The 12,042-nt window shown below is 44.9% G+C and carries 9 protein-coding genes; 4 read left to right on the top strand and 5 right to left on the bottom strand.

The genetic code is table 11. The features are described 5' to 3' along the window. Nucleotides 1-81: 81 nt before the first annotated feature. The 5 genes from CWC29_RS03285 to CWC29_RS03265 form a co-directional block, all read right to left on the bottom strand. Nucleotides 82-561, bottom strand: coding sequence for an FKBP-type peptidyl-prolyl cis-trans isomerase (locus tag CWC29_RS03285; RefSeq protein WP_010606161.1), 480 nt, complete (start codon nt 559-561; stop codon nt 82-84). Further along, entirely contained in the window at nt 548-2,974 is a 2,427-nt protein-coding gene (locus tag CWC29_RS03280) for a Lon protease family protein (RefSeq protein WP_128728429.1), read from the bottom strand. The genes CWC29_RS03285 and CWC29_RS03280 overlap by 14 nt, the downstream gene beginning before the upstream one ends. A gap of 71 nt (nt 2,975-3,045) precedes the next feature. Next, the gene (locus tag CWC29_RS03275) at nt 3,046-3,504 is read right to left on the bottom strand and encodes a zinc ribbon-containing protein (RefSeq protein ID WP_010372012.1); all 459 of its coding nucleotides are present in this window, start codon (nt 3,502-3,504) and stop codon (nt 3,046-3,048) included. A 134-nt stretch (nt 3,505-3,638) separates the two neighbouring features. Beyond that, nucleotides 3,639-5,774: a TonB-dependent receptor gene (locus tag CWC29_RS03270; RefSeq protein WP_138521573.1), complete on the bottom strand. Its 2,136-nt coding sequence runs from the start codon at nt 5,772-5,774 to the stop codon at nt 3,639-3,641. 180 nt (nt 5,775-5,954) lie between these two features. Then, the gene (locus tag CWC29_RS03265; protein WP_167815447.1) at nt 5,955-7,031 is read right to left on the bottom strand and encodes a PepSY-associated TM helix domain-containing protein; all 1,077 of its coding nucleotides are present in this window, start codon (nt 7,029-7,031) and stop codon (nt 5,955-5,957) included. Nucleotides 7,032-7,279: 248 nt separating this feature from the next. On the opposite strand from CWC29_RS03265, the gene leuS reads away from it, so the two are divergent. Genes leuS through nadD form a run of 4 tightly spaced genes read left to right on the top strand, consistent with a single transcriptional unit; the run spans nt 7,280 to nt 12,039 of the window. Further along, entirely contained in the window at nt 7,280-9,868 is a 2,589-nt protein-coding gene (gene leuS, locus CWC29_RS03260; protein WP_128728432.1) for a leucine--tRNA ligase, read from the top strand. Next, nucleotides 9,852-10,364, top strand: coding sequence for an LPS-assembly lipoprotein LptE (locus CWC29_RS03255; protein ID WP_010606155.1), 513 nt, complete (start codon nt 9,852-9,854; stop codon nt 10,362-10,364). The genes leuS and CWC29_RS03255 overlap by 17 nt, the downstream gene beginning before the upstream one ends. After that, nucleotides 10,364-11,407, top strand: coding sequence for a DNA polymerase III subunit delta (gene holA / locus CWC29_RS03250; protein ID WP_138521576.1), 1,044 nt, complete (start codon nt 10,364-10,366; stop codon nt 11,405-11,407). Before CWC29_RS03255 ends, holA begins: the two co-directional genes overlap by 1 nt. Beyond that, nucleotides 11,404-12,039, top strand: a complete 636-nt coding sequence (nadD, locus tag CWC29_RS03245) for a nicotinate-nucleotide adenylyltransferase (protein WP_138521578.1) — start codon at nt 11,404-11,406, stop codon at nt 12,037-12,039. Before holA ends, nadD begins: the two co-directional genes overlap by 4 nt. The last annotated feature ends 3 nt before the right edge of the window (nt 12,040-12,042 follow it).

Here is a 12,042-nt window from a genome sequence, read left to right as displayed (position 1 = left end):
GGTTGTTGTTCTATAAACAACCTATGGCGCTACCCTTATTCAACCTACATGATGTAGCGCCTTGCACAACTATAACACCGATCACTCTACCGCAAGCAGCTCAACTTCAAACACTAATAACGAACCCGGTTCGATTTTACCTGCAGCACGGTCACCATAGCCTAAGTCTGGACCAATCCAAAAGCGGTATTTATCCCCTTCGCTCATCAACTGCACGCCTTCGGTCCAACCAGGGATCACTTGATTAAGCCCAAAGCTGATAGGTTGGTCACGCAGTACTGAGCTGTCGAATACGGAGCCGTCAAGTAAAGTACCATGATAATGCACTTTAACTTTGCTCGTTGCATTTGGCTGTTTGCCACCGTCAGTTTGAGTTATTATTTCGTACTGGAGACCTGAGTCAGTTTTATGTACCTCTGTGCGCTTTTCGTTTTCTTTCAAAAAGTCAGCTGCTTGAATTCGATTAAACTGCGCAAGCTGCTTTTGTTTCTGACCACCACGAAAAAACACCACCGCAATCACCAGTGCAACAATAACGAGGATAATATTAGTTGTCGTCATGGTTTTCTTCTCCTTTGTCGTCATCGCCGTTTACTACTTTTGCAATACGCTCAAGTTTCGCCATTGCAACTGCATTGATACTGTTTTCAGGATAGCCTTCATCGCTAAGCTCTCCTGCTGGTCTATCCATTAACAAGCTAAGCGCTTCATCTACTGTAGCAACGGCATAGACATGGAATAAGCCTTTTTCAACAGCTGCAATCACTTCATCATCTAACACTAAGTTGACCTTGTTAGATTCAGGGACGATCACCCCTTGCTTACCTGTGAGACCTCGCATTTTGCAGAGTTTAAAGAAGCCTTCGATTTTTTCGTTTACACCACCAATGGCTTGTACTTCACCGTGTTGGTTAATTGAACCGGTGAGCGCTAACGATTGATCCACGGGCAGTTGCGTCACAGCCGATAGCAGCGCACAAAGCTCTGCAAGTGATGCGCTATCACCGTCAATAAAACCATAATTTTGTTCAATGGCAATATTTGCGCTAAGTGTCAGGCTAAAGTCTTGCGCATACTTGTTACCTAGGTAACCCGTAAGCAGCATCACGCCTTTTGAGTGAATTGACTTACCTAAGTCTACCTCACGTTCAACGTCAATCACCCCGTCAGCACCCGCGTATACCGTAGAGGTAATACGCGCAGGCGTACCAAATGCGGTGTCACCAATATGCAGTACCGTCAGGCCATTTACCTTACCAATTGCGGTGCCTTCGGTTGCAATCAAGGTATGCCCTTCTTGAATATCGCTGAGCATGTTTTCACTTAACTGTCCTGTTCGATATTCTTTTCCGGCTATCGCCTCATCGATGTGATTAGCGGCAATTTGGTTTACGCCATCTTGCTTGGCATAAAAACTGGCTTCTGCCACCAGCTCCAAAACATCAGCAAAGCGCGCCGAAAGCTTACTGTGGTGCTCCGCTTGGCGATAGCTAAATTTAAGCATCCGCGCCAGCGCCGCTGAGCTAAGCTCAATCTTCAAGGTATCATTGCAGTATTCCATCACCTTAGTGATAAATTGATACTGCATTTTGTCCGAGCTTGGTAAGTAGTAATCAAAATCAGCGAGCACTCTAAATAGCTCTGCAAACTCTTCATCGTACTCACCTATGGTGTAATACAGGTCTCGCGACCCCAATAGAATAATTTTGACATCCAACGGAATTAGCTGCGGCTTTAAGGTAAAGCTGCTGCCCACCGAATTGTCTTGATACGGTAGGTCATTTTTAATTTGGTGGGTTTTCAGCGACAGTTTAAGGCCATCCCACACTTGCGCGTTAGCCATAACTTTTTCTGCATCCATGATCAGATAGCCGCCATTGGCGCGGTGCAATGCACCGGCTTGAATAGAGCGATAGCTAGTGATCAAATTACCTTGGGAGGTTGCATATTCCACCTTACCAAAGATATTACCAAAGGTCGGATTTGGCTCGTACACCACAGGCGCAGGATCGTCTTCTTTAAACTCAACCAGAATATTGGGCGCAAAAAAGTCAGTGAGCATTCCCTTTGAATCAAAGTCGTCTTTGTTTTCGTCGCTGCTACTATCGTCGTCTAGCCAATCTAATACCGCATCGACAATTTCAACCTTGAGATCTTTAAGATAACGCAGTACGCCAATGTGTGCGGCATACTTATGCTCAAGTGCTTTTAATAGCGGTTTGGTCGCCATTTCGATGGTGGTTTTTTTAAGATTACGCAAGCGCTCAGAGGATTCGCGCTTCCATCTTGGCAGCTCAATAAGCGACTCAATGAGGGCATCTTCTAATGTTTCAATTGCCGTTAAAAAGTGTGCCTGAACATGCTCGTCTAGTGCTGAAAACTCCGTATCACTAAGTTGCTTACCGTCAACCACAGGAGCGAAACCAACCGTTCCCGTATCTTCTATCAGTGCAACGCTCATATTCATAGCTTGCTGCTCAACAGCGGTGATCGCAGCGTCGTATTTTTGTTCGAACTCTTTATCTAGCGACTTTTTCTTGCGTTGATAACCCGGGTTATCAAAAGCTGCAGGAAAAGTATCTAAGATCTCATCGATAAAGGCGTCAATATCTGCCTCAAGCTGCTTACTTTCACCCGCTTGCATAAACAGTGCGATAGGCTCACGATGGTCGTCATAGTTGTTGACGTACAGCCATTCTTTGGGCGTTGGCTTAGTTTTACTGTGCGCCTCGAGCTTGTCTTTTACCATGGTAAAACGACCCAGCGCCGCTTCTCCCATGACATAGACATTATAACCGGGTAGCTCCATTCCCAAGGCAAAGTCTAGCGCGGTTTGAGCACGCTGCTGGCCAATAAACGGTAGCGCTTCTGGGTAAGGGTTTTGAATACAATTTTCTATGTGAGTCAACGAAACTGATGGCGCGAGCTGGCTCGCAGGCAGTGCTTTTTCAGACGACAATTTAGATTTGGTCATTCTAACTTCTTTGTATTATTCGCATACGTTAGTCTACTCAGCTTGGTGCTTCCAAGCTGAGCGCCCACACTTTAGGGCGCTAATGCTTTTCTAGTATATTCCCCATGCCCGCACTCGCTGCAAGCTGGGATCTTGATGGCATAATAAACATCTAATTTATAGCCACAATTCTTACACACTAATTGTCCCAAAGCTATCCATTCACCTTCTTTATAAATGCCTTGGTGTTCAAAATCCTTTAAAAGTGCGGACCACTCAAGTTGAGTTCTATCTTCTAATTGGGATATTTCGAATAAGATGTTGGCTTTGAGTTCACTCCAAGCCGCTTCATCATAGAAGGTTTTGTTTTCGAGAAGATGTTCCAAGTCACGTTTTAGATAGTAACTATAATCATCATAGGTTTGTTTGGTGTAGTCTTTCAGTGCGCTCTGCGCTTCCCAGAACCGCTTAGATAAATCGTCAATTTCATGTTCTTTGACGTCTTTAAGCCAATCGGAAAATTGATCTAGCCATTTTTGATAATCCGCCATTGCTACACTCCTGTTTCGCCAATAGGTTAAGTGTAGACCAGATATACCATTCATTGTATTAGGGTTAGCTGAACTTGGGGCTCAGCAAACCCATTTGGCTTCTGGTTACGAAGCCAAAAGTCATTGCTATTAGCTTAGAAACGATACTTCACACCAACAGTTGCCGTCGTACCAAGGCCTTTAACATTGTAGCCGCCGTACGTGTAGGCTTGTGCACGAGCTGGGTAGTAGTCAGAGTTAAATAAGTTCTCAATACCAACAAACACTTGCCAGCTTTGCCCGAATTGATATTGACCACTAAAGTTAACCACGTTATAGCTATCTATTGGACCTTGATCTCCAACATAATTACCTTCATCGTCCCGTTCAAAACGTTTACGGTCGCCGACATGTAACCAGCTTAACGTCATAGATAACGCATCAACTGGCTGCCAGTTTAGGTTTGCCGTAAGTTTTGGTGGACTAATTTGTCTTGAGCCAAGGTACGTATCCGCTTTAGTATCTTTACCCTCTACATAGCTATATGTCGCAATGAGTTTTAGCGTGTCGTTGATCTTGTAATCGACAAGTGCCTCATAGCCCCATATTTTTTGTGGTGCTCGAACAGGCTCATAAACTCCGGTTACTTCATTGAATTTATTTGTTGTGCCAAATTCAGATGTACTTCTATATGCCGCAAATTCAAATCGTAACGTCTCAAATTGAGAGTTAAAACCGATTTCGTAGTTATCAACAATCGATGCTTCTGTTTGAATTTGGCCAATGTCTTCTACTGTTGCACTGCGCAGCAGACGGCCAATATCCGAGATATCAGAGCCCTGCGAGTAACTAGCGAATGGGCTGAACTTTTCATTTGCGTTATATTTAATACCCACATTGTACGTTGTGGCGTCATAGTCAATGGTGTCACCTTTCACGTTAAGTGGTACAGAGCACTGATCCGCTGAACGACAAAGTTTTAGTGTTTGGTAATCAGCTACCGCAAGATCAATACTTTCTTGTCTCACTCCCGCTTTTAACACTAGGTCATCGGCAACAATCCACTTGGTCTGTAGGTAACCTGCGATGCTTTCCATGTCCATTTCTGGCACCCAAATACGACCATCAACAAGTGGCTGTGAAGTCACATCATTCAGCGCATCGACACCATAAATGAAGGTAGCTTGGACACTGTCAAAATCAACCAAAGTATTAAATGTCGCACGCGCGCCCTTTTTTTCAGAGCGGATGATAGATTGACCGCCAGTGTACCCTTCATCAGGGTTTGCTAAACTTGGCGAGAAGAAGAACACGTTCTCAATGTCTTGCATATACGCATCAAGCGTCATTTGTGTATTAGCAAAGATCTCAAAATCGATGTACTTGACTGTAATATTCTCGTTGCCTTCAGGCCCTTGTGGCTTACCTTGTTTCTGCTGAGCTGGTGGCACGTGAATAGCGTAAGATTTTTCACCTAAATTGATGTTGCCAAACACATCACCTAGGTCAGTTTTTTGCTGTGAACTGTAGAAGTTATAGCTAAATTGCAGTTGCTTGTCTTCGTCAAAGTCATAGCCAAGCTTAGTAAAGTAGTTTTCTGTCACAGTATCCGACAGACCATACTGTAAACCCAGAATATCACCTTCAGCATCACGCTGAACGCCATTTTCTTCATAGCTTGCTGTGACTAAATAACTAAATTGGTCAACACGGCCATTAATTGCGCCCGCAATTCGAGCACCAGCGCTCTCTGCAAGCTTTACTGCACTAAAGCGGCTAGATAGACTAATTTCACCTTCTGGTTTGCCATCGCTTTTGGCCTGCTTGGTGATGTAGTTAATGATCCCGCCTGAAGCACCATTACCATAAATTGAGGTTGCCCCTTTGATCACTTCTATGCGCGCGATGGCACTTGGATCGAGTGTTTTTACACCCAAAGAACCATTTCGCAGTGGCGTAGACTGAGGTACACCGTCAATCATCACCAGAGGCGCACGTCCACGCAACGATTGCCCTGTATTACTTGAACTACCCGTATCCGGAGCAAGACCAGGAACAATTTGAGATAACAAGCTTTGTAATTCTGGATTTACTTTTAAATGATCTTCAATTTGTTTTTGATTAATAATCGTAATGGAGGCAGGCACTTCATCGATGCTTTCAAACACACGACTGCCCGAGACCACAATATGCTCCATATTTTCAGCTTGAAGATCTTTAACATTGGTATCGTCTGCAATGGCTGCTGCGCTAACAGCCAACGCTACCGTACTGAGAGTAGTTTTTAACATAGTTATCCTTGCTGGATTTGGAATAATAATGATGTAAAAAGCGGCAATATAATATTGCCAAACCCCAGTGAAAACAAGGTAAATGTGAATGGTTTGCATTACCCTTTACTTAAGGGTTATTCTACTCTGCACCGTTTTTTGCAATTATATCTACATAACAGCAACTTAGAGTGAAGTTAATTACCTCCTCCTGCGATGACGTTGTAACCAAAAATACAGGCCGGATACCGTAAACAAGGTCGGAGCTAAAGCAAGCACTAACCAGACAAATTGCACGATGGGGCCAGCAAAATCACCAATGTGAAACTTGTACTTAAAGTTCCAAATTTGCGTAGCGACTCCCGCTTTTGACGCATCATATTGCGCTACCACCTCACTGCTATAAGGATTTACCCAAACCCAGCTATAGGCATGACTTTCGCCCGGATTTTGAACTCTAAAAGCGACACTGTCGGATGCTTTGTCAGGCATATAAATACGGAACAGCTGACTGTTTGGGAAAGTTGATTTCGCGCGTGTTGTAGCGCTATTTAAATCATAGGGCAAGCCGTGAAAGTTAACCGCAATAGTAGGTGGTTTTGGCCTTGCTTCGACCTCATCAAAGCTCAACCACTCAACCACAGCCTTAGTTTGCGGCTGCCAGTTAAACGCCATGCCACTGAAGGCAATGAGCAGTATTGGTAAGAGCAAATATACACCCAATACAGTGTGTAACTGATAAAGCAGGACCCTTAGCTTCGCTTTTGGTTTTATCACTAGCCGTTTCAAGCGATTTTTAGGCTTTACCCAAAGATAAAAACCCAGCACTAACTCAATAATGAGTACCAGTGCACAAATAGATACCCAGTCTCTAAGCGGCTTTTTGTTGTCAGCATCTTCAAACAACAACCAACGGTGTAGTGCCATCGTAAAGCCGTAAAGCGTAGAGTAATACTCGTAGCGATAAAGGACCTCGCCACTGTAGGGGTTAACGCTAACATAATCACCGCTAGACAACTTCAGTTGCCACGCCAAATCCGGCTGCTGCTCAGGCATGAATAGTGAAACTTTTTCAGCGGTCGTTGATTCAACCGAGTTGACTATTTGCTCTACCCCAAGAGGTTCAGACTGCGGCTCAACTCGCCACAACTTAGGCTGAGCAAGATATTGAATATCTTTAGCATATATAAGCAGCGCCCCTGTTAAGCTTAAGCAGATAATAAACGCACCAGATACCAGCGCCATTACGAGGTGAGCACGGCGTAACCACAATTTTATCAAGGGAATTCTCAAACTTCTTTCGATATTTAGCAATAGTAAGTGATAATAACTCTTACTTGCAACAGCACAAAATTTACCCTTTTACCGCTGCAGGTCTTCGCGTCGTTTATCTTCACTTCGACACCACCTTTAGTCCGCGGCAATCGACTAAAATAATTCCACTTTAGGTGCTGTGATTGCTGGCCAATTTCGGGTATGCTATCGAGCAATTTTCTATTAATTTTGCCAGATGTTTGGAAACCTAGATGCAAGAGCAATATAACCCGCAAGATATCGAAGCCAAAGTACAGTCGTACTGGGAAGAAAACAATACCTTCAAAGTTGTCGAAGACGAAAGTAAAGAGAAGTATTACTGTCTCTCAATGTTCCCATATCCAAGTGGTCGCCTCCACATGGGTCACGTACGTAACTACACCATTGGTGATGTGGTTTCTCGTTTCCAACGCCTACAAGGCAAAAACGTTATGCAACCTATGGGTTGGGATGCGTTTGGTCTTCCAGCTGAAAACGCGGCAATTAAAAATAATACCGCACCGGCTAAATGGACCTACGAAAATATCGACTACATGCGCAACCAGCTTAAGTTACTTGGTTTTGGTTACGACTGGGATCGTGAAATCGCAACTTGTCACCCAGAATATTATAAGTGGGAACAGTGGTTCTTCACTAAGCTTTACGAAAAAGGCTTAGTATACAAAAAAATGTCAACGGTAAACTGGGATCCAGTTGACCAAACGGTACTGGCAAATGAACAGGTAATTGACGGCCGTGGTTGGCGTTCAGGTGCCATTGTAGAGCAAAAAGAAATTCCACAATGGTTCATTAAGATCACCGATTATGCACAAGAGTTATTGGATGACTTAGACAAGCTTGAGCACTGGCCTGAGCAAGTCAAAACCATGCAGCGTAACTGGATTGGTCGCTCAGAAGGCGTTGAAATCGACTTTAAACGTGCCGACAACGACGAAAGCTTCACCGTATACACCACCCGCCCTGATACCTTTATGGGCGTGACTTATGTGGCAGTTGCGGCCGGTCACCCAATAGCTCAAGAAGCGGCAAAAAACAGTGAAGCAATCTCTCGCTTTGTTGAAGAGTGCAAGAACACCAAAGTTGCCGAAGCGGATATGGCAACGATGGAGAAAAAAGGCATCGCGACAGGCTTTACGGCTATCCACCCACTCACAGGACAAGAGGTGCCAATTTGGGTAGCTAACTTTGTACTGATGGATTACGGCTCAGGTGCCGTGATGGCAGTACCAGGTCACGACCAACGTGACTATGAGTTTGCAACCGCTTATGGCCTTGAGATCAAACAAGTTATTCAGCCCCTAGCCGGCGCAGAAGTAGAAGCTAATCTGGCTGAAGCAGCGTTTACCGAAAAAGGCACGCTTATCAACTCTGGCGAGTTCGATGGCCTAGACTTTGAAGGCGCATTTAACGCCATCGCAACTAAACTAGAATCACTTGGCGTAGGTAAACGTAAAGTAAACTTCCGTCTTCGCGATTGGGGTGTGAGCCGCCAGCGTTACTGGGGTTCGCCAATCCCAATGTTAAACAAAGAAGATGGTTCTGAGCTTGCGGCACCTGAGGACATGCTTCCTGTTCGTCTACCTGAAGACGTAGTCATGAATGGAGTAACTTCACCGATTAAAGCAGATCCAGAATGGGCAAAAGCAACAATAAATGGTGAGGCGGTATTCCACGAAACCGATACATTCGACACCTTTATGGAATCATCTTGGTACTATGCACGTTACTGTAGCCCACGCTATGATGAAGGTATGCTTGAACCAGGTGCAGCAAACTACTGGCTACCAGTAAACCAATATATTGGTGGTATTGAGCACGCTATCTTGCACTTGTTGTACTCACGTTTCTTCCACAAGTTGCTACGTGATTTCGGTTTAGTGAACTCTGATGAGCCATTTGAGCGTCTACTGTGTCAAGGCATGGTACTTGCGGATACTTACTACCGTAAAGACGAGAAAGGCGGCGATATTTGGATCGCACCAACTGACGTATTAACTGAGACTGACGACAAAGGCCGCATCACTAAAGCGTGGCATAAAGAAGACGGCGAGCCGGTATTCTCTGCTGGCATGAGCAAAATGTCTAAGTCGAAGAACAATGGTATTGACCCGCAAACGGTTATCAAGCAATACGGCGCTGACACAGTTCGCTTATTCATGATGTTTACGGCTCCACCAGAGCAAACGCTGGAATGGTCTGACTCAGGCGTTGAAGGTGCGCACCGTTTCCTTCGTCGTATTTGGAAGTACGCGGTTGACGTAAAGCAAGCAGGCACTGCCGAGCTTGATTTAAGCAAACTAAATGCAGCGCAAAAGACGCTACGTCGCGACATCCACAAAGCCATTGCAAAGGTGACAGACGATATCGAACGTCGCCAAACGTTTAATACGGCAATTGCGGCAGTGATGGAGCTTTCAAACAAGCTTATCAAAGCGCCACTTAATGATGAGCAAGACATTGCACTAGCAAACGAAGCACTAGAAGCTATGGTGATCATGCTTGCGCCTATCACACCGCACATGTGTCACGAGCTGTGGACTGAGCTTGGCAAGGCTGGTGATATTCTTGATGCGGCATGGCCTATCGTCGACCAAAGCGCACTAGTTGAAGATGAAAAGCTTATCGTGGTGCAAGTAAACGGTAAACTGCGCTCTAAAATCACCGTAGCGGCAGATGCAACGCAAGAGCAAGTTGAAGCGATTGCATTTAGCGAAGAAAACGTCACTAAGTTTACTGACGGCAAGACCATTCGTAAGGTGATCTATGTTCCTGGTAAACTACTTAATGTGGTTGCAAACTAAGATGCGTAGCCTATTTTGGCACACCAGCAAGCTAGCAGTTTTGCTAGCTTGCTTCTTCGTGGCGAGCTGCGGTTTTCACCTCAAGCAAGCCTCTTACCTTCCTGACGATCTGAAAGAGATCACCTTAAGCGGTGACGACAAGCGCTCAGCCTTGTTTGAACAATTACAGTCCGATCTTCAACGTGCTCAGGTATCCCTTACACCAAAAAATACCAAACAAGCTGCCGAGTTGTACTTGTACAATGACTCACTTGAACGTCAAACACTCAGTTTGTTCAAAAATGGTCAGGTTGCTCAGTATGAACTAGCTTATCGCGTATCTTATCGATTGAGTCGTCCGGGCCAAGAACCCGTTAAACAAATGTTCGAGCTGTATCGCAACTATCAGGACGATCCTGACAACGCGCTAGCAAAGGCAAAAGAGCTTGAGCTGATCCTCACTGAAATGCGCCGCCTTGCAAGCCAACGTATTATTCGAGAGTTGTCGCAACTGTAATGCGTTGTTATGCCAATCAACTCTCCAATTACCTGAATAAGGGGCTTGCGCCTTTTTATCTTGTCTTTGGTGAAGAACCCTTTCAACAAGGTGAATGTGTACTTGCAATACGAACAGCAGCTAAGCAACAAGGCTTTGACGAAGTCATTAAATTTGCTCTACTCCCGGGATTTGACTGGCAAGAGCTCAGTGCGCAGTACAATAGTATGTCTTTGTTCAGTGCGCGTACGCTCATCGAGTTCGACTTTAATGAGCAAAAAGTTCCTACCCAAGGTGTTGCGGTTTTAAAGTCTTTGGCCGAACAGGTCAATCCTGATGTCGTTGTTATTTTTAAAGGGCTAGGCGCGGGTCAAGACATTCAACGCACTGCTTGGTTCAAAGCATTAGAGCCTAAAGGCCTATTTGTTCCTTGCTATGCGTTAACAGGCCGTCATCTTGAACGTTGGTTTGATGATGAGTGTAAGCGGCTGAAGCTTTCTGTCTCACCACAAGGCAAGCGCGCCCTACTCGTCGCCACAGAAGGCAACTTGCTTGCAACGCATCAGGAGCTCGAAAAGCTCTCCTTACTATTTGGTAAAAACCCAGTTGATGAACAGCAATTGCTAAGCGGCTTATTAAATCAATCTAAGTTCGATATCTTTGATTTAAATACCGGATTATTAACTGGCAACCCTAAGCAAATTATCAAAGTATTGAACAAGCTCGCCAGCGATAATGTAGAGCCCGCGAGTATTCTCTGGACCTTGCAAAACCAAGCTCGTACTCTGCTGGGAGTTAAAACCTTATGGCAAACTGGCACTACACTTGCGGATGCCTATAAAAAGCATAATGTCTGGAAAAATCAGCAAACCATCACGCAGCAAGCGTTAGACAGGTTAACGCTAGAGCAGATGAAACAGTTGCTCTGTATGATGGCAGACTTTGATACCGCATATAAAGAAGCAAGGGTCACTGCGCCATACCAAGCTCTGGCACACATTGCGCTGGCCTTTGCCACACCCATCACAATGCCGTTGCCAATTAGTCAGAGTGAGCATGTATGATTGCTTTGTTTGGTGGTACTTTCGATCCTCCGCATTTAGGCCATTTAAATATGGCGATGCGCTGCGTCGACGAGCTAAGTCTGGCTGAGTTAAAGTTTTTACCTTGTGCCATACCGGTTCATAAACAAAAGCCCAGCATCAGTGACGAGCATCGCCTAGCGATGCTTGCAAATTTGCTATCAGGGCAACAAAAACTGGTTATTGATAGACGAGAACTTGACCGACAAGGGCCCTCTTACAGCCTGCTAACACTGCAAGAACTGCGTAGAGAATATCAGGACCAACCGATTTTATTTTTAATGGGTATGGACTCGTTTAATAGTCTGCACACTTGGTATCAATGGCAAGAAATCACAAAGCTGTGTCATCTTGTGGTGTATCAACGCCCAAAAGAACATTGCTCGCCGGATGCTAAAGTCTCGGCTTATTTAGCCAAAGCAGGCACAGATAACGCAGATAAGCTCCAAACCACCAACGCGGGACATTGCTATTTCCTTCACGGTGAGCAAAAAGACATTGCATCGAGTACAATTAGGGCTGCAATCGTGCAGCAAGATACAGAATATTTGGAACATTGGCTGCCCGCTTTGGTCATAGATTATATAAATAGCCATGGCTTGTATGCTGATTAACCC

The organism is Pseudoalteromonas galatheae (assembly GCF_005886105.2).
Classification (GTDB): domain Bacteria; phylum Pseudomonadota; class Gammaproteobacteria; order Enterobacterales; family Alteromonadaceae; genus Pseudoalteromonas; species Pseudoalteromonas galatheae.
This window is presented reverse-complemented; position numbering and strand designations above follow the sequence as displayed.